The sequence below is a fragment of the Streptosporangium sp. NPDC004631 genome (genome assembly GCF_053601935.1).
In genome coordinates this window covers 149,132-169,503 of record NZ_JBSGCR010000003.1, presented here as the reverse complement: position 1 = coordinate 169,503, position 20,372 = coordinate 149,132, and the positions used below count along the sequence as shown (strand labels likewise).

The following is a 20,372-nucleotide window of genomic DNA, read 5'->3' as shown; positions in this document are numbered from 1 at the left end:
CGGATGGAGCCCTTCGACCGGGGCGGCGGCCGGGGCTCCTCCCGCCCCGTCGGCCGGTCCGTGCCCGGCGTCGACCAGGTGGAGGAGTGGCCGGACGGTGACTGGCACGTGCGCGGGGTCACCGGCGCCGCCGTGGACAGGGTCTACCGGTGCCCCGGCTGCGACCAGGAGATCAGGGGCGTGCCGCACCTGGTGAGCTGGCCGGCCTGGTCGGGCGGGGAGAACGAGCGCAGGCACTGGCACACCGCGTGCTGGCGCAACCGGGTCAGGCGCGGCCCGGGCCGGACCAGATACTGAGCCAGGCCCCCGGGGAGCGCATCGTGCGCCTCCGGGCCGTGCATATTGAGGAGACACATGGAGATCAGGGCCTCTACGGTGCTGCCCGCGCGCAGGGAGCCGATCGAGCTGCACACCGGTGACGGGCTGACGCTCGTCGGCGAGCTGGCCCTTCCGGCGGATCGGCCCCCGGTGGCCACGCTGGTCTGCCTGCACCCGCTGCCCACGCACGGCGGCATGATGGACAGCCACCTCTACCGCAAGGCCGCCAACCGGCTGCCCGCGCTGGCCGACCTGGCCGTGCTGCGGTTCAACACGCGCGGCACCTCCTCGGCGCGGGGCACCTCCGAGGGCGACTTCGGCGGCGGTGACGACGAGCGCCTCGACGTGGCCGCCGCACTGGAGTACGCCGACTTCCACGATCTGCCCCGGGCCTGGCTGCTCGGCTGGTCCTTCGGCACCGAGCTGGTGCTCAAGTGGGGGCGCGACCCGCTCGTCACGGGCGCCGTCCTGCTCTCCCCGCCGCTGCACCGGGCGGGCGACGCCGACCTCGACGCGTGGGCGGCGTTCGGCCGGCCGCTGGTCGCGTTGGTCCCCGAGTTCGACGACTACCTTCGGCCGCAGGAGGCCCGTGCGCGTTTCGCCCGGGTGCCCCAGGCCGAGGTCATGGGGGTGGAGGGCGCCAAGCACCTGTGGGTCGGCGAGCCGTACGTGCGGATCGTCCTCAACGAGATCGTCCGGTTGGTGAACCCGGAAGCCTACCCCCTCCCCACCGGGGTCCTCGACTCCTGAGGCCCGTTTCCGCGGCGTCCAACCCTTTGCGCATCGAAGAGGGCCGGATCGCGGGGCCGGCGCTACCGTGGGCCGCGTGCACCTGTACACACGATCGGCGGGTGAAGGACTTCCGGTCGTTCTCCTTCATGCCTTCCCCCTGTCATCGGCCATGTGGCTGGCCCAGCGCGAGGGGCTGGCCGCGGTCTGCAAGGTCATCACCCCCGATCTGCGTGGCTTCGGCGGCTCGCCGCTCGGCGACGAGGAGCCCTCGCTCGACGTGATGGCCGACGACGTCGTACGGCTCCTCGACCGCCAGGAGATCGACCGGGCCGTCGTCGGCGGCCAGTCGATGGGCGGATACGTGACGATGGCCCTCTGCCGCCGTCATCCCGACCGCCTGCTGGGGGTGATCCTCGCCGACACCAAGGCCGACGCCGACGCCGAGCAGGCCAGGGCGGATCGCGAGCGCGTCGCCACGGCCGCGCTCGACGGCGGTCTCCGGGCACTGGTGGGCGAGATGCTCCCGACGATGATCGGGGCGACCAGCATGCGGGACAGGGCGATGGTGGTCGGCCGGGTGCGCGGGCTGATCCAGTCGGCCCCGCCGCAGGCGGTGGCCTGGGCTCAGCGGGCCATGGCGGGCCGCCCCGACTCCTTCGCCACCCTGCGCGAGCTCACGGTGCCGGCGCTGGTGATCGTGGGGGAGGAGGACCGGATCTCCCCGCCCGGCGACGCCGAGGCGATGGCCGAGGCCGTGCCGGACGGCAGGCTGACCGTGATCGAGCAGGCGGGGCACCTGAGCGCGATCGAGCGGCCCGAGGCGTTCAACCGCGCGGTGGCCGGCTTCACAGCCGAGCTTGCCGGGGGATCACCACCTCGCGGATGAGCAGTGCGATCGCCGCGGCCACCGGGATGGCCAGCAGCGCTCCCACGATGCCCAGCAGCGCGCCGCCGAAGAGCGCGGCGATCACGGTGACCGCCGGCGCCACGTCCACCGAGCGCTTCATGACGCGAGGGTAGATCAGGTAGTTCTCGACCTGCTGGTAGATCACGAAGAAGATCGCGCAGGCGATGCCGAGCGTCCCCGACTGCAGTAGCGCCACCACGCTCACCAGCACCGCGCCGATCGTCGCCCCGACGAGCGGGATCAGGTCGGTGACCGCCACCACCAGGGCGAGGGCCAGCGCGTACTGGACGTCCAGAACGGCGAGGAACACCCAGGTGATCACACCCGCGATCACCGAGATCAGCAGGTTCCCGGCCACGTAGCCGCCGATGCCGTCGAGAATCTCGTCGCCGAGCGCTCTGGAGCGTTCCCGCCGGCTGTTCGGCACGAGCCTGAAGAGGTAGTCCTTGATCGAGGGCAGCGAGCCGAGAAAGTACAGCGTCAGCACCAGCAGCGTGACACCGGAGAAGAAGGCGTTGAACACCACGGCCCCCGCGCCGACCAGACCTCCCGCGACGGTCTGGGCCAGGCCGCCGCTGGTGATGTAGTCGCCGACCCTGGTGAGGATCTGGTAGTCGCTGTCCAGTTCCCTGAGGGTCGGGTTGGTGAGCAGCTCCTGGACGTAGCCGGGGACGGCGCCGACGAAGGACGCGATCTCGCGGCTCACCGGCGGGACGATCGCCAGCCCGAAGAGCACGAAGAAAAGAATCACCGCGCCGAAGACGATCGAGATCGCCCCGCGGCGGGGCATCCGGCGCCGCTGCAACGCCTCGACGGCCGGGTTGAGCCCCACGGCGAGGAACATGGCCACCACGACCAGCACGATCACGCTGCGCGAGGTGACCAGGGCCTGAGCCAGCGTCCAGGCGGTCAGCAGCCCCATCCCGGCGGTCAGGCCGATCAGGAACGGGTTCCTGGCCAGTGGCTTGCCCGGCTTGCCGTACGGCGCGACGGTCTCGCCGGGGCTCTCCGGTCTGAGGTGAGGTTCCGGGGCGGGCGTGCCGGTGACGACGGCTGCCTGGGGTGTTTCGGGCACGACTTGCTCCTGGCGGTGGGGGGTGCGCAGAGCCGCGTGGCACGGCGGGGAGACGGAAAGAAGAGCCCGGCGACCCCGTCAAGGTCGCCAGGCTCTCCCGTAGCCGTCGACAACGCCTCGGAAAGCCTCGAAAAAGAGGTGTTACTCCTGCCACCATTCGGCGTCGTCGTCCTTGGACGGCGCCTTGGCCGCTCCGGCCGGGACCGGCTTCTCAATGCCGTTGGAGGCGGGGATGGCCGGCTTGGGCGGAGCGGCGGTGATCGCCGGCTCGGGGTCCGGGGCCGGGAGCGGCGCACCGCCGAGCAGCTGGCGCAGCTGCGCGAGGTGGCTGGTGATGCTGTCACGCTGGCGGGTCAGCTCGTCGACCTGGCGCTGGGCGACCGAGCGACTCCGCTCGGCCTCGGACTTGGCCTCGGAGACGATCGACTCGGCGCTCGACTTCGCGTCGGCCACCAGCTGGTCGGCGTTCTTGCGCGCGTTGGCGAGCAGCTGCTTGGCGTGGGTGTCGGCCTCGCGGCGGGTCTGCTCGGCCTGCTGGGTGGCCTTGGTGGCGCGCTGCTCGGCGGTGGCCGCACGCTGCTCGGCCTCGGAGACCAGCTTCTGCGTGTTGGCCTGCGCGGTGGCGTGGCGCTCGGCCTCCTGGCGCTCGGCCTCCTCGCGGCGAGAGGCGAGCTGGATCTCGAACTCGGCCTCGTCCTGGGCGCGCTTGGCCTCGGACTCCTCCAGAACCCGCTGTGCCTGGGCGCGCATCTCGTCGGCCTGGCGCTTGGCGGTGGTGAGGATCTCGTCGCGCTCGCGCTTGGTCGAGGCGCGCAGCTGGGCGACCTCGCGCTCGGTGGTGGTGCGCAGCTTGGCGATCTCGCGCTCGGCGTCGGCGCGCTTCTCGGCCACCTCGTGGTCGGCGGTGGCCCGCAGCTTGGCGACCTCGCGCTCGGTGGTGGCGGTCAGCTCGTCCGACTCGCGGCGGGCGGTCGAGCGGATCTCCTCGGCGTCACGCTCCGCGGTGGTGCGCATGTCGTCGGCCTCGCGGGTGGCGAGGGCGCGCTTCTCGGCCGCCTCGTTCTCGGCGGCGGCACGCAGGTCCGCCGCCTCGACCTTGGAGGCGGCCTTGATCTCGTTCGCCTCGGCCCTGGCGGCCTGGACCAGTTCGGTGGCCTGTTCCTCGGCGAGACGGAGTAGTTGCTCGATCCGGGCCCCTAGGCCGGAATAGGTCGGACGCTCCTGCTCCTGCAGCTGACGCTGGGAGTCGGACAGATCCCGCTGCAAGCTTTGGAGCTGCTCCCGGGCCTGGCGCAGTTCGTTGTCGATCTGCTTGAGATGGTCGTGGACCTGGTGCCGGTCATAGCCACGGAGCACCACGTCGAATTCCCGAGCGGGAGCGTCTTCAAAGAAATTGTTGAGCTGGGCGTCGATGTCGGACTGCATGGAGGCTCGATCCTGGGTTGTCGAGACGGCTACACGGGCCGGACGGGGGATTTCGGACATCCGAGGCGGGAGCCGTGGCGGGATCCACGTCCGGTGGTAGGCCAGCGTACTCTGGTGTTGCCGCGTTGTCGGTCCCCTCCGGCTTTCTGCGTGACTTGTTACGTATGAACGTTTCTTATGTTTGACATGGGACCTCTTTAGCGATCCGGGGCCTGTACCAACTCGGTCAGCATTCCCCCCACGTCCTTGGGGTGCAGGAATGCGATGGAGGACCCCATCGTGCCGTGCCGCGGCGCCTCGTCGAGCAACCTGATCCCCTTGCCGCCGATCTCCCGCATCGCCTCCGCCACATCCGGAACACCGAATGCCACATGATGCACGCCCTCCCCGCGCTTGGCCAGGAATTTGCCGACCGGCGTGTCGGGGCCGAGCGGTTCGAGGAGCTGGATGTAGGACCCTCCGCCGTTTCCGTCCGCTATGTGGAGCATGGCCTCCTTGACGCCCTGCTCCTCGTTCACCTCACGCGCCACCACCGTGAGCTCGAAGACCTGTGCGAAGAGCGCGATCCTCTCCTCCAGGTTGTGGCATGCGATTCCCACATGATCGATCCGCATGAACATATGGCCGTCCTCCATGGCGATCCGTCGGGCACTCATGGGTATGGTGGCAAAGTCGTCCCACGCCGCGTCAGGGAGGCCCCTGTTATGTCTGGTTCCGTCATCGTCGCAGGGGCTCGCACCCCCATAGGGCGGCTGCTCGGTTCGCTGTCCGGCCTGTCGGCCACCGAGCTCGGCGGTATCGCCATCAAGGCCGCGCTGGAGCGCTCAGGCGTCGCTCCCGAGGCGGTGCAGTATGTGATCATGGGGCAGGTGCTTCAGGCCGGATCGGGTCAGATCCCCTCCCGGCAGGCGGCCGTCAAGGCCGGCATCCCGATGACCGTGCCGTCACTGACCATCAACAAGGTCTGCCTGTCCGGGCTGGACGCCATCGCCCTGGCCGACCAGCTCATCCGGGCCGGCGAGTTCGACGTCGTGGTCGCGGGCGGCATGGAGTCCATGTCGAACGCCCCGCACCTGCTGCCCGGCCTGCGCAGGGGAGTGAAGTACGGCGACGCCGGCATCGTGGACTCGATGGCCCTGGACGGTCTCACCGACGCCTACGACCAGGTCTCCATGGGCGAGTCCACCGAGCGCCACAACGCGCGCCTCGGCCTGACCCGCGCCGAACAGGACGCCTTCTCCGCCCGCTCCCACGAGCTCGCCGCCGCCGCGACCAAGAACGGCCTGTTCGACGACGAGATCGTTCCGGTGCCGATCCCGCAGCGCAAGGGGGATCCGGTGATCTTCGCGGCCGACGAGGGAGTGCGGCCCGACACCACGGTGGAGACCCTGGCGCGGCTGCGGCCCGCGTTCAGCAAGGACGGCACGATCACCGCGGGGTCCGCCTCGCAGATCTCCGACGGCGCCTGCGCGGTGGTCGTGATGTCCAGGGCCAGGGCCGAGGAGCTGGGCGTCGAATGGCTGGCGGAGATCGGCGCGCATGGCAACGTGGCGGGGCCGGACAACTCGCTCCAGTCCCAGCCCGCCAACGCCGTCAAGCAGGCCCTCGGCAAGCAGAGGCTCTCGGTCGGCGACCTCGACCTTCTGGAGATCAACGAGGCCTTCGCCCAGGTTGTCCTCCAGTCGGCCAAGGAACTCGGCGTCCCGCTCGACAAGGTCAACGTCAACGGCGGCGGCATCGCCGTCGGTCACCCGATCGGCGCCTCCGGCGCCCGCATCGTGCTGGCCCTCGCCCACGAGCTCAGGCGCCGGGGCGGCGGGCTCGGCGCCGCCGGCCTGTGCGGTGGCGGCGGTCAGGGCGACGCCCTGATCATCCGCGTTCCAGCGGTGTGACCGTGGACGGCGCCGGCCAGGGCGCGCGGGAGGGGCGGTCCGCCGGTGGGGAGGTCGCCGACCTGGTCGCGCGGGCGCGGGCCGGACAGCCCCGTGCGGTGGCCAGGTTGATCTCCCTGGTGGAGAACGGCTCGCCCCTGCTCAGGCGGATCATGGCCGAGCTCTGCGCCGGCCGCCCGGGGCAGGCCCGGATCATCGGGCTCACCGGTTCCCCGGGCGTGGGCAAGTCCACCTCCACCGGCATGCTTGTCCAGGCGTTCCGCAAGCGGGGGCTGAAGGTCGGCGTGCTCGCCGTGGACCCGTCCTCGCCGTTCACCGGCGGGGCGCTGCTCGGCGACCGGGTGCGGATGCAGGACCACGCCACCGATCCGGAGGTGTTCATCCGGTCGATGGCCAGCCGCGGCCACCTGGGGGGCCTGTCCTGGGCGACCCCCCAGGCGGTGCGTGTCCTGGAGGCCGCCGGGTGCGAGGTCATCCTGGTCGAGACCGTCGGGGTCGGCCAGGCCGAGGTGGACATCGCCTCGCTGGCGGACACCACCGTCGTGCTGCTCGCCCCGGGCATGGGCGACGGCGTCCAGGCGGCCAAGGCGGGCATCCTGGAGATCGCGGACGTGTTCGTGGTCAACAAGGCCGATCGCGACGGCGCCCAGGCCGCGGTCCGCGAGCTCCGCAACATGATCGCCCTGGTTCGGCGGGAGTGGAAGCCGCCGATCGTGCCAACCGTCGCCTACCGGGGTGAGGGGGCCGAAGACGTGGTCGACGCCCTCGACGCCCACCTGGCCTACCTGGAGGGGTCCGGTGAGCTCGGCCGCCGCCGCCACGCCAGGGCGCGGGACGAGATCGAGGCGATCGCGCTGACCGCTCTCCGCTCCCGCTTCGCCCACCTGCACGGCGACCGGCGGCTCGACGCCCTGGCCGACCGCGTGCTGGAGGGCGGTTTCGACCCCTACCGGGCCGCCGACGAGCTGCTGGCGGCCACCCGGTGACCGTCCGGCTCAGGGCTGGTCGGCGAACGTGACGGTCACCTTGTCGAAGCCGAGGCCGCTCAACATGCCCTGGAGCATGGCCTTGGTGTTCTGGTCGGCCCGGTTGAGCAGGTCGCTCGCCTGCGCCGCTTCGGCGATCTTCTTCTCCGCCAGCACGTAGAGCTCCCGCTGGTCGCCGGGGGATGAGGAGAGGAAGTCCTCGACCCGGTCGAGGAGACCGCGCTGCTGGGCGTAGACGTAGGAGCGCCCGTTGTTGAGGTTGGGCTTCTCCAGCCGGGCGCGGGGCAGCCGTACCGTGACCTCCTCGCGGTCGGGCGAGACGGTCAGCGCACCCGCGGCGAGGCCGCCGAAGTCGACGTAGGCGTCCACCCCGCCCGCGCCGACGAAGAGGGTCCGGCTGCCCTTGACGGCGTCCGGCAGGAAGGCGGCGTCCTTCTCCAGGTCCACGATGACCTGGAAGTTGCCGGTGGCCGCCTCGAAACGGCTGAGGTTGTGGATGGACTCCAGCAGCACGGGCCCGCTGCGGTCGATCGCGGTCTCGCCGAACGGGTCCAGCCACGACCAGGCCAGGCGGGCGCCCACCACGAGGAGGATCAGGACGACGAGGAGCCCGGCGAGCAGGCGCCGGCCTCGACGGCGAGGCGCCGGCGCCGCCTCGGGCGGCGCTTCCAGAGGGGCTTTCACAGCGGTCTCCTTCCCTCGGGGGCCGCGTTCTCACGTCGAGAGTATGCCGATCTTGTCAGCCTCGCCGAGATGCCTTCCCGTGCCGTTTTCCGCCCCGCTCTCCGCCCCGCTCTCCGCCGGGCATCCGTTTTCTGACGGAGGGCGCGTCCGAGGCCGCGGAGGGGACGGTGCCGGGCACCGGAAGGGACGGGACCGCCTGCGGGTAGGTCCGCGGGGATGGTGGCGCCACCTGCGGATAGGAGGGTGCCACCCGCGGACGGGCCGGTGCCGTCCCCGGGCCCGGCCACGCCGGACCGCCCCCGGGACCCTGGCCGGTGAGCCCTTCCTGGTCCGGCCGGCCCGCCTGCCACGCCTGATCCGCAGCCTCCTGACCTGTCTGCCCGGTGTGAACCGCCTGCCCGCCGAAGTAATCGCTCTGTAGCCGGCAGTCCACGAAGTCGGCGTAGTGCGCCCGGAGCCACTCGCGCCGCTGGGTCTCGGTGAGGCCGGAGAACCACGCGGCGGCGTACTGGTGCTCGGGGAGCGGCCCTCCGGGCAGCGGCTTGCCGCGCAGCCACGCGGACACGATGTCACGGTAGCCGCCGGCCGGGGTGCCGTCGCACTCCTGGGCCAGGCCCTCGACGAACTCGTCGGCCGCCTCGTCGGCGAACCCCCTGGACAGGTCGTCCACGTGGATCGGGATCGCGCCCGACGGGAGGGTGAGGTCGTCGCTGCGGGGGTGCTGTTCCAGCCGGGAGAACTCGCCGGGCGTCCCGGCCAGCCGGGATGCGATCTTGACGAACGCGGAGCCCAGCTCGGGCAGCCCGGTGCGCATCCCCGGATGCACACAGACCGTGATCGGCCACTCCTGGCAGCTGTAGACGACCCGCTGGGCCGAGATGTTCCGCGGCTCGGTGAGCAGCCGGGCCATCCCGGTCCCGGCGGCCAGTACCGCCAGCAGCGCCCCGGCCAGCACGAGCGCCTGGCGCGTCACGAGCGCGGCCCAGCCGAGCAGCAGCGTGGCGCTGACGCCCAGCAGCCAGAGCGTCTGGTCGGTGAAGGCGGCCGAGCTCAGCCCCTGGAACACGTCGTACGGCTCCCGCGTGGCGGGGGCGAGCCGGTCGGCCCAGGTCGCTCCCTGGGCCAGCCAGGTGAACAGCCCGTAGCAGCCGAGCCCGGCCAGCACCGGGGTGATCGTCCACGGCAGCAGCCAGCCGGTCACCCAGCCGATGGTGACGTACAGCGCCAGACCGGCCACCCCCATCACCAGGCCGCTGGGCAGCAGCCGTCCCACCTGTTCGGTGAGTATGGTCCTGATCACCAGGACCACCACCGTCGCGGTGAAGGAGCCCACGACCATCACCAGGATGGCCAGGGGCGCGCGCACCGCCTGCCACGCGGTCAGCGACCGTCCGCCGATCCCGCGCCGCCTGCGCACCGCCACCCAGGCGGCGAACGCGGCGGCCACCGGCCCGGTGAGCCGCAGCGAGCCGATCACCGCGACGACGATGTTCTCCCACGCGCTTACGCCGGGAATGAGGACGCTCCACGCCGCGACCACACCGAGCACGAGCAGGACGGCAACCGCCACCAACGCGCTCTGCTGGAGTTCCTCGCGTGAAACGCCTCTGTGCTCACGCACCGGTGCGCGTGGCACGAGTCCACGCCGCGTCGGTCGAGCCCGTGTTCCTGTGGCGTCCGAACGCCGTCGAGTTGTCGTTCATCAAGCACCCCCCGTGCTGTGAATGTGCGGTAGCCGGTCCCCTCGGCAACCGGTCCGGTCCGCATCCCCCGCAGCCCGGACTGAGCGCACGCGACCACTTGGCCACGCCCTCACCATTCGATGTGGGAACCATAACCGAGCGTGACGTTTGGCGCCCGGCTTCTTGGTGAAGCCGTCAATTCGGTGACTCTAGGTATACCGGCGAACCGGGACGAGGCCGCGCTACCGTAGCCCTGTGGCTACAGGTCAGCTGAATTTGCCGTTTGACCCCATCGAGCGCGCCGCGGAGACGTGGAGCGTTCACTTCGGGCAGTCCTCGGCCATGGCCGCCGTCACGTCGATCATGAGAGCGCACCAGATCCTGCTCTCGCAACTGGACACGCTACTTAAACCGTATGACTTGACCTTCGCTCGATACGAGGCCCTGGTCCTGCTCGTCTTCAGCAGGACGGGGGCGTTGCCGCTGTCCAGGATCGGCGAGCGCCTGATGGTGCACCCCACGAGTGTGACGAACACCGTGGACCGGCTGGAGCGCGCCGGGCTGGTCCGCCGCCGGCGCAACCCCCGCGACGGCCGGGGGGTGCTGGCGGAGATCACCGACCAGGGCCGGAGGACCGTGGCCGAGGCCACCGACGATCTCATGGGTGCCGGATTCGCCATGACCATGTACGGCGAGGCGGAGCTGGAGCAGATGTTCGGCCTGCTCAGGACCCTCCGGGTGGCGGCGGGGGACTTCGAGGACTGATCACCCCACAGGGTGCGTCCCGGATATCCTGGCCAAAAATTAGTAGGACGTCCTAGTATATTTCCAGGGCCGCACGCTTCGCGTGCAGCTGAGCCGTACAAGGGAGATGGCTATGGACGCCGAGGAGATCGAGGCGGGGAGGGCGCGCTGGCAGGCGCGTTTCGACAGGGCCGCCAAGCGTGATTCCGAGTTCCGGACGCTCTCCGGCCTTGACGTGGCGCCGGTCTACGGGCCCGCCGGTGACGATCCGCGCTTCGAACGGATCGGCTGGCCCGGGGAGTTCCCCTTCACCCGGGGCCTGCACCCCACCGGTTACCGGGGCAAGGCGTGGACCATCCGGCAGTTCGCCGGGTTCGGCAACGCCCGGCAGACCAACGAGCGCTACAAGATGATCCTGGGCGCGGGCGGCGGCGGGCTGAGCGTGGCCTTCGACATGCCGACGCTCATGGGCCGCGACTCCGACGACCCGCGCTCGCTGGGCGAGGTCGGCCACTGCGGGGTGGCGATCGACTCCGCGCTGGACATGGACCTGCTCTTCGAGGGCATCCCGCTCGGAGACATCACCACCTCGATGACGATCAGCGGCCCGGCGGTCCCGGTCTTCTGCATGTACGTCGTCGCCGCCGAGCGTCAGGGGGTGCCGGTCGGGAAGCTCAACGGGACGTTGCAGACCGACATCTTCAAGGAGTACATCGCGCAGAAGGAGTGGCTGTTCGCCCCCGAGCCGCACCTGCGGCTGATCGGCGACCTGATGGAGTTCTGCGCCGCCGACGTCCCGGCCTACAAGCCGCTCAGCGTGTCCGGCTACCACATCCGCGAGGCGGGGGCCACGGCCGCGCAGGAGCTGGCGTTCACCCTGGCCGACGGCTTCGGCTACGTGGAGCTCGGCCTCTCACGCGGCCTGGACGTCGACGTCTTCGCCCCCGGGCTGTCCTTCTTCTTCGACGCGCACATCGACTTCTTCGAGGAGATCGCCAAGTTCCGGGCCGCCCGGCGGATCTGGGCCCGGTGGCTGCGCGACGTCTACGGCGCCAGGACCGACAAGGCTCAGTGGCTGCGCTTCCACACCCAGACGGCGGGGGTGTCGCTGACCGCGCAGCAGCCGTACAACAACGTGGTGCGCACCGCGATCGAGGCGCTCGCCGCCGTGCTCGGCGGCACCAACTCGCTGCACACCAACGCGCTGGACGAGGTCCTGGCGCTGCCGTCGGAGAAGGCCGCCGAGATCGCGCTCCGCACCCAGCAGGTGATCATGGAGGAGACCGAGGTCGTCAACGTGGCCGATCCGCTCGGCGGGGCCTGGTACGTGGAGGCCCTGACCGACCGGATCGAGGCCGAGGCCGAGACGATCTTCACGAAGATCCGGGACATGGGCACGGACGGGTCGATGACCTCGGGGATCCTGCGCGGCATCGAGGACGGCTGGTTCATGTCCGAGATCGCCGAGGCCGCCTTCGACTACCAGCGCAAGCTGGAGAAGGGCGAGAAGCGGATCGTCGGGGTGAACTGCCACGTCGCCTCCATCGACGAGCCGCTGGAGATCCTCCGGGTCAGCCACGAGGTCGAGCGTGAGCAGAACCGCGTCCTCGCCGAGCGCCGCGCCGGTCGCGACGGGCGGGCCGTGGACGCCGCGCTGGCCGTGATGGTCCAGGTCGCCAGGGGAGAGGGCAACCTGATCCCGTCCATGCTCGACGCGGTCCGCGCCGAGGCCACCCTCGGCGAGATCTGCGACGCCCTGCGCGATGTGTGGGGCGTCTACACCGAGCCCGCCCGCTTCTAGGATCCGCCTCCGCCGATCTGGGACGCGGAGTCCGCGCAGCCGCCGGGATACGGCAGGATTGGAGTATGAGCCCAGCGGACTTCAATCGAGCAGGATCGCTCTACGGCGCCGTCGATCTCGGCGCGCGTAAGCAGGCGCTAGAGGCACAGGCGCGGCGAGAGGCCACCGCCCAGGAGACCGGCGGCACTCCGGTGCCGGTCATCGACGTCGACGACGCCAACTTCGCGACCGAGGTCGTCGAGCGCTCCATGAACAGCCTCGTGCTGCTGGAACTCACGGTGACCCGTGCCGAGCAGGCGAGGGAGTACAGCCTGCTGCTGGAGAAACTGGCCGCGGAGAACGCGGGCCGGTGGCTCCTGGCCCGGGTGGACGTCGAGGTCAGCCAGCAGATCGCGCAGGCGCTCCGGGTGCAGAACGTGCCCGCCCTGTACGCCATCTTCCAGGGCCAGCCGGTGGCGGTCGTCCCCGGCATCGCCACCGAGGCGCAGCTGCGCGACTGGCTGTCGCAGCTCATGGAGGCACTGGCCCAGTATCTTCCCCCGGCGCCCGAGGGCGCCGAGGCCGAGGCCGAGCCCCAGCCCGAGGAGCCCCCGACCGACCCGGACGTGCTCGCCGCCGAGCAGGCCGTCGACGCGGGTGATCTCGACGGCGCCGTGGCCGCCTACGAGCGGCTGCTGGCCCGTTCCCCGAACAACGAGGACGCCAAGGTGGGCCTGGCCGGGCTCGGCCTGATCCGGCGGACGCAGGACGTCGACCCCGCCGACGTGCGGGGCCGCCTGGCCGACCCCGCCGACATCGACGCCCAGCTCCTGGCCGCCGACTTCGAGATGCTCTCCGGTGACGTGGACACGGCCTTCGACCGGCTCGTCGGGGTGGTGCGGCGGACCTCGGGAGAGGAGCGCGACCGGGCCCGGCTGCACCTGCTGAGCCTCTTCGAGACGCTTCCCGCGGACGACCCGTCCGTCGTCAAGGCCCGCAGGAACCTGGCCGGCGCGCTCTTCTGAACGCCCGGCTCCCCGGGGGCGAGCCCCGAACGTCCAGGCTCCCGAGCCCGAGCGGGACGTTCGGGCCGTCGCCGTCGCCGCCGCCTCAGCCGTCGCGCGGCGGAGCCGATTGTGAGTGTGGCCACAGCTCCAACTCGGCCGTACTCGGTACGGGCACCCGTCAGGTGATGGCACGATGGAGAGATTCAAACCAGGTCGGTTCCAAAGGAGCGGATGACTGTGGCCACCGTGCCTAGTGTGTCCTATTCCATCACTGTGCGCCTTGAGGTGCCCGCAGGTGGCAAGGCCGTCAGCCAGCTCACCCACGCCGTGGAGTCCGTCGGAGGTGTGGTCACCGCGCTCGACGTGACCACCGCCGGGCACGAGACCCTGCGCATCGACGTCACCTGCGCCGCGCGTGACACCGACCACGCCCAGGCGATCGTCGACAAGCTGGACGCCGTAGAGGGCGTCGTCATCCACAAGGTCTCCGACCGCACCTTCCTCATGCATCTCGGCGGCAAGATCGAGATGAGGTCGAAGGTGCCGCTGCGCAACCGCGACGAGCTGTCGATGGCCTACACGCCCGGCGTCGCCAGGGTCTCGATGGCCATCGCCCGCAACCCCGAGGACGCCCGCCGTCTGACCATCAAGCGCAACAGCGTCGCCGTCGTCACCGACGGCTCGGCCGTGCTGGGCCTGGGCAACATCGGCCCGGCCGCCGCGCTGCCCGTCATGGAGGGCAAGGCCGCGCTGTTCAAACGGTTCGCCGACATCGACGCCTGGCCCATCTGCCTGGACACCCAGGACACCGACGAGATCGTGCGGACCGTCCAGGTCATCGCCCCCGGCTTCGGCGGCATCAACTTGGAGGACATCTCGGCGCCGCGCTGCTTCGAGGTGGAGCGGCGGCTGCGCGAGCTGCTGGACATCCCGGTCTTCCACGACGACCAGCACGGCACCGCGATCTGCGTGCTCGCCGCGCTCACCAACGCGCTGCGCGTGGTCGGCAAGGAGCTGGGCGAGGTCCGGATCACCCTCGCGGGTGCCGGCGCCGCGGGCACGGCCGTGCTCCGACTGCTCCTCGCGGCCGGCGCCGGCAAGGTCGTGGTCTGCGACTACCTGGGCGCGGTGCACAGCGGGCGCGGCGACCTGGACGACTCGCTCCGGTGGATTGCCGAGCACACCAACGCCGAGGGATACGCCGGCGACCTGCGCGGGGCCGTCAAGGGCGCCGACGTGTTCATCGGCGTCTCCGCCCCCGGTATCCTCAGCGGGGACGACATCGCCACGATGGCCGAGGACGCGGTGGTCTTCGCGCTGGCCAATCCGGAGCCCGAGGTCTCCCCGGACGACGCCCGCGAGCACGCCGCCGTGGTCGCCACCGGCCGCTCGGACTACCCCAACCAGATCAACAACGTGCTGGCCTTCCCGGGTGTCTTCCGCGGTCTGCTCGACGCCCAGGCCAGTCTGGTCACCCAGGAGATGCTGCTGGCGGCGGCCCGGGCCCTGGCCGCCGTGGTCACCGCCGAGGAGCTCGGCCCGAACTACATCATTCCCAGCGTGTTCCACGCGGACGTGGCGGGTGCCGTCGCGGCGGCCGTGCGCGAGTCCGCGGGGGGCCGGGTGCGCACCGGCATGACCGAGGCGTAGCCGCCGCCCGGAAGGTCAGAGTTTCAGGCCGGGATAGCGGCGGGGGCCGTACGGTGAGCGGTCCGGGTCGATCGGGTCCTCCGGTGCCCGGCGCGGCCAGACGGTGCCGTACCACCAGAGCAGGCCGCCGGCGAGCACCACGGCTCCGGCCCCCGCGATCGTGGACACCAGGCCGGGCTGCCCGGTGACGGGGAGCAGCCCGCCGCCCTCGTCCGGGGAGGGGCCGGGCGGACGGCCGGCTCTGCCTGCGGACGGATTCGGAGAGGACGGCTTCCGGGAGGACGGGTGGGAGGGATGCGGCCCGCCGCGAGGGGGGCGCCGGCCCGCGCTCGCGTGCGAAGATCCCGTCCCCTCGCACCATGACCTGACGGTGTGGTCGGCGGTGTCCTGCCCCTCGACCCGCACCGCGATCCGCGCCGAGTCGCCCGGCGCGACGCGGACCGCCACGACTCGCCTGCCCTTCGGGCCGATCCGGCCCTCGTGGACGACGCGGCCGTCGCGGTGGACGGTGAACCCCGCCTCGTGACCGAGGTCCTCTCCGGCGGAGAGGGCGACCGTGGCCCGGCCCGCCGGGCAGGAGACGGGGGAGACGGCGACGTCCACCCGGGCCGGTGAGCACGTGCCCGCCACGGCCAGGAAGGCGAGGACGAAGAAGAGCGCGGGTGTCATCAGCGTCAGGTGGCCCATCTGTCGCATATATCCCCCGATTGACGATCTTTATCACCTGGAGTGGCTATTTGACTACTTTAAGTAAGATAGCGAAAGGTCCTCAAGGTCGGTAACCGGGGTAGTGCAGCGCGATACGGGCTCCACCCCTCATGATGGAGGCATGGCGGAGGCGATCTACGTCGGTGGGCTCCTGGTGGCGACGCCGCGACTCGACGACCCCAACTTCCGGCGCAGTGTGGTCCTCGTCCTGGAGCATGATCTCGACGGTGGCACGCTGGGCGTGGTGCTCAACCGGCCCAGTGACATCTCGGTGACACAGGTGCTCCCCACCTGGGACAGCATGGTCACCGGTCCGCCCGTGCTCTTCCAGGGCGGCCCGGTGCAGACCGACAGCGCGCTGGCCCTGGCGGTGGTCCCGAGCGGGCAGGAGCCGCTCGGCTGGCGGCGGCTGCACCCGGGCACCTCGGCGGTGTCCAGGCTCGGTACCGTCGACCTCGACGCCCCGCCGGAGATCCTCGCCGGGGAGATCGCCCAGATGCGGATCTTCGCGGGGTACGCCGGATGGTCGGCCGGGCAGCTGGAGGCCGAGATCGGCGAGGGCGCGTGGTACGTCGTGGACTCCGAGCCCGGCGACACCTTCCACAACGATCCCGGGTCGCTCTGGCGCGCGGTGCTCCGCCGTCAGCGGGGCGAGCTCGCCTACGTGGCGACCTGTCCGGACGACCCCTCGATGAACTAGAGGCGGGTCGGGGAGGGGGGCGGCGCGTCCGGAGGAGCGGGGCGGGGGCGATCCCCTCCGGGGCGCGGCGAGCGCCGGATCCGCGAGCACGGCGGCGCGGGCATAAAATCACCAGGGTGAGCACGAAGATTCTCCCTGAGAGCGATGTCCGGCCGGACCTTTCGCACGGCGACGGCGACCACGAGCGGTTCGCCCACTATGTCGAGAAGAACAAGATCATGGAGAGCGCGTTCAGTGGCACCCCGGTGCGCGCGCTCTGCGGAAAGGTCTGGGTGCCGAACCGGGATCCGCAGAAGTTCCCCGTCTGTCCCGAGTGCAAGGAGATCTACGAAGGGCTGCCCAAGGGCGACGACGGCGACAACGGAAAACAGTGACCACCCGCGGGGACAGCCGGTGAGTGTTGTTCATGGGTGATCGCCGCCGATGAGGTTACGGTCGGGATGTCGCCGGGAGGCGAAGGTCGACCAGTGCGTGTGACATCTCGGGGGAGTGCATGGCTCGGCGTGCGATCGCCGTTGTTTCGGCGTGCCTGTTCACAGCGGGCGCCGTTGCCACGGTCCCCGACCCGGGGTCCGCTGTGACCGGATCCTCCGGATGTGTTCGCGCGGCGCGGGCCGTCACCCCGGGACGGGGGCCCGAGCCGTACGCCCCGGATCCGGCAAAGATCGCCGAGATGCTCGCCGACTTCACCCTGCGCCGGTCGGCGGCGCGTCGTGGCCGGTGGGCTCCGATCACCGTCTCCACCTGGGTGCACGTCATCACCGACGGCCCCCTCGGGGCGCAGGACAGCGCGGTCCGGGCCCAGATCGCCGCGCTCAACGCCGCCTACGCGGGCCGGTACGGCGGAGCCGACACCGGCATCAGGTTCCGCCTCGACGGCCTTGTCAGGACCGACAACGCGGCCTGGTTCCGCGATCCGCTCGGCTACGAGAGGTCGATGAAACGGGCCCGCAGGGGCGGCGCGCAGACCCTCAACCTCTACATCGCCCAGCTCGGAGAGCTGGTGCTCGGCTACTCCACCTACCCCTACTGGTACGGGAGCGAGCCCGCGCTCGACGGGGTGGTCATCGACTGGCGGACACTGCCCGGCGGATCGCTGCGCAACTTCGACCGCGGATTCACCGGCGTCCACGAGATCGGTCACTGGCTGGGGCTGCTGCACACCTTCGAGAACGGCTGCGAGCCACCGGGCGACGCGGTCGCCGACACCCCGGCGGAGGCCCAGCCCACCGAGGGGTGCCCGGCACGCAAGGACACCTGCAAGGGCGACGGACCCGACCCGATCCACAACTTCATGGACTACGCGCAGGACCGCTGCATGTGGGAGTTCACCGCCGGTCAGGCGCTCAGGATGCAGGAGATGTGGGCCGCCTACCGGGGTAGGAACACGGACATTACCCTTGATGGGTGACAGTACCGAAGACCCTTGACACTCCATACCAGTCCCCCCGGATCTTCGGCCCCGAGTACCGCGCGGCGTCGCTCGGCATCCTGCTCGTCGTCACGCTGATCGCCTTCGAGGGCATGTCCATCGGCGCGGTGATGCCCGCGGTGTCCAAGGATCTCGACGCGCTCGACCTGTACGGCATGAGCTTCTCGGCCTTCCTCATCGCCGGTCTGCTCGCCAACGTCGTCGCCGGGCTCTGGTCCGACCGGCGCGGCCACGCGTGGCCGTTCCTGCTCGGGGTGGGCCTGTTCGTGGCCGGCATGGTCGTGGCGGGCGCGGCCGGCTCCAAGGAGCTGTTCATCCTGGCGCGTGTCGTGCAGGGGCTCGGCGGCGGCGCGGTGGTCGTGGCGATCTACGTGATGATCGCGCGGGTGTACGCCCCGGCGGCCAGGCCCGCCGCGTTCGCCGCCCTGTCGGCGGCCTGGGTGCTGCCCGCGCTGATCGGGCCCGGCCTCGGCGGGTTCATCGCCGAGACGTTCGGCTGGCGGTGGGTCTTCTTCGGGATCGTGCCGCTGGTGATCCCGGCCCTGGTGATGCTCCTGCCCGCGCTGCGCCCCCGCGGCCCCGCCGGACCGGACGGCCTGCCCGGACCGGGAAGTGGAACGCCGCGGGGAGCCGGGGGACTCTCGGGGGCCGAGCCGGTTTCGGAGGCCGAACCGGCCGGAGGGGAACGGTCCCGGCCGCTGGCGACGACCCTGGCGGCGGTGGCCACCGCGGGCGGTGCCGGGGCGCTGCTGTACGGCGTGGACCGGCTGCACACCGCCCCGGTGTCCGGGGGGATCGCCGCCGCGATCGGACTGGCCGCCCTGGTCGCGGGCCTGCCCAGGCTGCTGCCCCCGAAGGCGCTCGTGTTCGGCCGGGGCCTGCCCACCACGATCATGATGCGCGGCGTGCTCACCGCGGCGTTCTTCGGGGTCAACGCCTTCATTCCGCTCTTCCTGATCAAGGTGAGCGGCTTCTCGGTCGTCGAGGCCGGGGTCGCGCTCACCCTCGGCGCGCTGGGCTGGACGGCCGGCTCCTCCCTGCAGGCCCGCCGCCCCTTCGACCGCCCCCGGCTGGTACGGCTCGGCGGCGTCCTGGTCACCACGGGCATCCTGCTCACCCTGCTCGCGTTCGTGCCGGGACTCACCGGCTGGATCACCGTGCCCGCCTGGGTGATCGCCGGGTTCGGCATGGGCATCGGCATCACGAGCGTCAACATCACCGCGATGCGTCAGTCGCCGGACGCGGAGCAGGGCGCCAACTCCGCGGCACTCCAGGTGGTCGACACGCTGGGCGGCGCGCTCACGATCGGCTTCGGCGGGGTCCTGATCAACGTGATCGGTCACCACGACATCGCCACCGGCTACACCGTGATCGTCGCTCTCATGGCGGCGGTGGGAGTGCTGGGTGTGGTCGTCGCCGGACGCATGCGCGACGTTTCCTGATTCATCGACCTCTTCCGTAACAACGATCACCTATAGCCGGACCGTGCTCGGACGGGCATGGTAGGACGGTAGAACCGTGACCACCGGGAGGAAAGGCGTCGTGGACGAACGACCCCGCCAGGTGTGGCCGCCGGAGAAGCCGGGCCGCGACGGCGACCGGCGGGCGAGGCCCGCAGCGAGACCCTCGGAGGACGAGGCGTCCGAAGGGCCCGACGGATCCGGCGGGCTCCAGGCGCCCACCGGACGATCCGGAAGGAGGGGCCCCCGCAGGGCCGCACCCTACGGCGAGCCCCGCGCCGCACCCCGGGAGGGGCCCCGGGCCGTGTCCCCGGAGGGGCCCCGGGCCGCGTTCCGAGGGGAGAACCTGGCCGCGCCCCACGGGGAGACCTCGGCGACGTCCCATGAGACGTCTGACGGGGGGCCGGGAAGCGGGCGGGCGGGACGACGCTGGGGGCTGCCGTTCGGGAAGCCCAGGGAGGACGGGGAGATATGGCCTGAGGAGTCCGTCTGGGAGGTCCACCGGCCCTGGCCGCTCGACGACTCCTCACCGGACGACCTTCCGCCCTCCGCCCGCTGGTACGGCACGCCCACGGCGCCGCCTCCCCGCCGGGCTCCGGGCCGTCTGAGGCGTCTGACGTTCGGGCTGGTCGCTGCGGTGGTCGGCCTCGGGGCCGGTTTCGCCGTCGCGGTCCTGGTGCCCCGGATCGTCCTGGGGCGGGCCCCGTCCGCGTGGGCGAGCGTCCCCCAGCCCGCCAGGGTGAACGACCTGGGCGCGGGCGTGGGATATCCGCTGCCCGAGGGGTGGCGGGTGGGTACGGCGCCGTCGGTCACCGGGTTCACCTCGGCGGGCGGCGACGGGACGGCGACGGTGATGACCGGCCCTGCCGAGCCGGTGACCGACGTGGCCGGCAGGACGATCGATCTGGCCGACCTGTACGGGCGGCTGCTGCTCCACGGTGACGAGGTCGAGGTGGTGGACGACCGGACGGTCACCGTGGGCGGGCGGAGCGGGCACAGCCGTTCCCTGCGGGCCGAGTACCGGGACGTCGTCAACCGCCCCGCCTATCTCCGGGTGGTCCTCCTCGCCGGCTCGGGGACGCGGCGGCCGGTCGTCGTGGTCGGCATGGCCCAGCCGGACGACCCCCGACTCCGGGCCGTGATCGACCAGGTGATCTCCGGGGTCCGTTAGCGGGGCGCCGGGGCGCCGA

The 20,372-nt window shown here is 71.4% G+C and carries 20 protein-coding genes; 14 read left to right on the top strand and 6 right to left on the bottom strand.

Annotated features, from left to right (window positions below):
- Positions 1–3 precede the first annotated feature (3 nt).
- From ACWEF2_RS04140 to ACWEF2_RS04130, 3 genes are all read left to right on the top strand, one after another.
- Complete coding sequence (locus ACWEF2_RS04140) at positions 4–297, top strand: ATP/GTP-binding protein (RefSeq protein WP_453811704.1); 294 nt, start codon at positions 4–6, stop codon at positions 295–297.
- A gap of 57 nt (positions 298–354) precedes the next feature.
- Positions 355–1,068 carry an alpha/beta hydrolase gene (locus tag ACWEF2_RS04135; protein WP_453811702.1) on the top strand — a complete coding sequence of 238 codons (714 nt, stop codon included), beginning with the start codon at positions 355–357 and terminating at the stop codon, positions 1,066–1,068.
- A 76-nt stretch (positions 1,069–1,144) separates the two neighbouring features.
- On the top strand, positions 1,145–1,936 hold the full coding sequence (locus ACWEF2_RS04130) for an alpha/beta fold hydrolase (protein WP_453811700.1): 792 nt from the start codon (positions 1,145–1,147) through the stop codon (positions 1,934–1,936).
- Here ACWEF2_RS04130 and ACWEF2_RS04125 read toward each other — a convergent pair.
- The 3 genes from ACWEF2_RS04125 to mce all read right to left on the bottom strand — a co-directional run bounded on the left by ACWEF2_RS04125 (position 1,896) and on the right by mce (position 5,077).
- Complete coding sequence (locus ACWEF2_RS04125; RefSeq protein ID WP_453811698.1) at positions 1,896–3,032, bottom strand: AI-2E family transporter; 1,137 nt, start codon at positions 3,030–3,032, stop codon at positions 1,896–1,898. The genes ACWEF2_RS04130 and ACWEF2_RS04125 overlap by 41 nt on opposite strands.
- 141 nt (positions 3,033–3,173) lie before the next feature.
- A complete protein-coding gene (locus ACWEF2_RS04120; RefSeq protein WP_453811696.1) occupies positions 3,174–4,457 on the bottom strand; it encodes a DivIVA domain-containing protein in 1,284 nt (427 codons plus the stop codon).
- Positions 4,458–4,654: 197 nt separating this feature from the next.
- Positions 4,655–5,077, bottom strand: coding sequence for a methylmalonyl-CoA epimerase (gene mce / locus ACWEF2_RS04115; RefSeq protein WP_453811978.1), 423 nt, complete (start codon positions 5,075–5,077; stop codon positions 4,655–4,657).
- A gap of 84 nt (positions 5,078–5,161) precedes the next feature.
- Between mce and ACWEF2_RS04110 the strand changes: the two genes are divergently transcribed.
- The gene (locus ACWEF2_RS04110) at positions 5,162–6,349 is read left to right on the top strand and encodes an acetyl-CoA C-acetyltransferase (RefSeq protein ID WP_453811694.1); all 1,188 of its coding nucleotides are present in this window, start codon (positions 5,162–5,164) and stop codon (positions 6,347–6,349) included.
- A gap of 2 nt (positions 6,350–6,351) precedes the next feature.
- Positions 6,352–7,335: a methylmalonyl Co-A mutase-associated GTPase MeaB gene (meaB, locus tag ACWEF2_RS04105; protein ID WP_453811692.1), complete on the top strand. Its 984-nt coding sequence runs from the start codon at positions 6,352–6,354 to the stop codon at positions 7,333–7,335.
- A gap of 9 nt (positions 7,336–7,344) precedes the next feature.
- Here the strand turns inward: meaB and ACWEF2_RS04100 are convergent, their stop codons facing one another.
- Entirely contained in the window at positions 7,345–8,019 is a 675-nt protein-coding gene (locus tag ACWEF2_RS04100) for a DUF4230 domain-containing protein (RefSeq protein WP_453811690.1), read from the bottom strand.
- A 55-nt stretch (positions 8,020–8,074) separates the two neighbouring features.
- Positions 8,075–9,589, bottom strand: coding sequence for a hypothetical protein (locus ACWEF2_RS04095; protein WP_453811688.1), 1,515 nt, complete (start codon positions 9,587–9,589; stop codon positions 8,075–8,077).
- Positions 9,590–9,971: 382 nt separating this feature from the next.
- Here ACWEF2_RS04095 and ACWEF2_RS04090 point away from each other — a divergent pair, with 382 nt between their 5' ends.
- From ACWEF2_RS04090 to ACWEF2_RS04075, 4 genes are all read left to right on the top strand, one after another.
- Entirely contained in the window at positions 9,972–10,466 is a 495-nt protein-coding gene (locus ACWEF2_RS04090) for a MarR family winged helix-turn-helix transcriptional regulator (RefSeq protein ID WP_453811976.1), read from the top strand.
- Positions 10,467–10,578: 112 nt separating this feature from the next.
- Positions 10,579–12,246 (top strand): acyl-CoA mutase large subunit family protein, encoded by a 1,668-nt coding sequence (locus ACWEF2_RS04085; protein ID WP_453811686.1) that lies wholly within the window; start codon positions 10,579–10,581, stop codon positions 12,244–12,246.
- A gap of 65 nt (positions 12,247–12,311) precedes the next feature.
- The gene (locus tag ACWEF2_RS04080; RefSeq protein WP_453811684.1) at positions 12,312–13,250 is read left to right on the top strand and encodes a co-chaperone YbbN; all 939 of its coding nucleotides are present in this window, start codon (positions 12,312–12,314) and stop codon (positions 13,248–13,250) included.
- Positions 13,251–13,469: 219 nt separating this feature from the next.
- Positions 13,470–14,882: a malic enzyme-like NAD(P)-binding protein gene (locus tag ACWEF2_RS04075; protein ID WP_453811682.1), complete on the top strand. Its 1,413-nt coding sequence runs from the start codon at positions 13,470–13,472 to the stop codon at positions 14,880–14,882.
- 15 nt (positions 14,883–14,897) lie between these two features.
- Here the strand turns inward: ACWEF2_RS04075 and ACWEF2_RS04070 are convergent, their stop codons facing one another.
- Positions 14,898–15,569, bottom strand: a complete 672-nt coding sequence (locus ACWEF2_RS04070) for a hypothetical protein (RefSeq protein ID WP_453811680.1) — start codon at positions 15,567–15,569, stop codon at positions 14,898–14,900.
- A gap of 142 nt (positions 15,570–15,711) precedes the next feature.
- Here ACWEF2_RS04070 and ACWEF2_RS04065 point away from each other — a divergent pair, with 142 nt between their 5' ends.
- The 5 genes from ACWEF2_RS04065 to ACWEF2_RS04045 all read left to right on the top strand — a co-directional run bounded on the left by ACWEF2_RS04065 (position 15,712) and on the right by ACWEF2_RS04045 (position 20,353).
- Positions 15,712–16,290, top strand: a complete 579-nt coding sequence (locus tag ACWEF2_RS04065; protein ID WP_355595665.1) for a YqgE/AlgH family protein — start codon at positions 15,712–15,714, stop codon at positions 16,288–16,290.
- 116 nt (positions 16,291–16,406) lie between these two features.
- Positions 16,407–16,664, top strand: coding sequence for a DUF3039 domain-containing protein (locus tag ACWEF2_RS04060; protein ID WP_355595663.1), 258 nt, complete (start codon positions 16,407–16,409; stop codon positions 16,662–16,664).
- Positions 16,665–16,867: 203 nt separating this feature from the next.
- Positions 16,868–17,701 carry a zinc metalloprotease gene (locus tag ACWEF2_RS04055; protein WP_453811678.1) on the top strand — a complete coding sequence of 278 codons (834 nt, stop codon included), beginning with the start codon at positions 16,868–16,870 and terminating at the stop codon, positions 17,699–17,701.
- On the top strand, positions 17,698–19,164 hold the full coding sequence (locus ACWEF2_RS04050; protein WP_453811676.1) for an MFS transporter: 1,467 nt from the start codon (positions 17,698–17,700) through the stop codon (positions 19,162–19,164). Before ACWEF2_RS04055 ends, ACWEF2_RS04050 begins: the two co-directional genes overlap by 4 nt.
- A 100-nt stretch (positions 19,165–19,264) precedes the next feature.
- On the top strand, positions 19,265–20,353 hold the full coding sequence (locus ACWEF2_RS04045) for a hypothetical protein (RefSeq protein ID WP_453811674.1): 1,089 nt from the start codon (positions 19,265–19,267) through the stop codon (positions 20,351–20,353).
- Positions 20,354–20,372 lie beyond the last annotated feature (19 nt).

Coding starts and splice junctions, on each gene's coding strand:
- ACWEF2_RS04085 (WP_453811686.1), top strand. CDS start 10,579: ATGGACGCCGAGGAGATCGAGGCGGGGAGGGCGCGCTGGCAGGCGCGT.
- ACWEF2_RS04110 (WP_453811694.1), top strand. CDS start 5,162: ATGTCTGGTTCCGTCATCGTCGCAGGGGCTCGCACCCCCATAGGGCGG.
- ACWEF2_RS04120 (WP_453811696.1), bottom strand. CDS start 4,457: ATGCAGTCCGACATCGACGCCCAGCTCAACAATTTCTTTGAAGACGCT.
- ACWEF2_RS04140 (WP_453811704.1), top strand. CDS start 4: ATGGAGCCCTTCGACCGGGGCGGCGGCCGGGGCTCCTCCCGCCCCGTC.
- ACWEF2_RS04065 (WP_355595665.1), top strand. CDS start 15,712: ATGGCGGAGGCGATCTACGTCGGTGGGCTCCTGGTGGCGACGCCGCGA.
- ACWEF2_RS04070 (WP_453811680.1), bottom strand. CDS start 15,569: ATGGGCCACCTGACGCTGATGACACCCGCGCTCTTCTTCGTCCTCGCC.
- ACWEF2_RS04080 (WP_453811684.1), top strand. CDS start 12,312: ATGAGCCCAGCGGACTTCAATCGAGCAGGATCGCTCTACGGCGCCGTC.
- mce (WP_453811978.1), bottom strand. CDS start 5,077: ATGTTCATGCGGATCGATCATGTGGGAATCGCATGCCACAACCTGGAG.
- ACWEF2_RS04135 (WP_453811702.1), top strand. CDS start 355: ATGGAGATCAGGGCCTCTACGGTGCTGCCCGCGCGCAGGGAGCCGATC.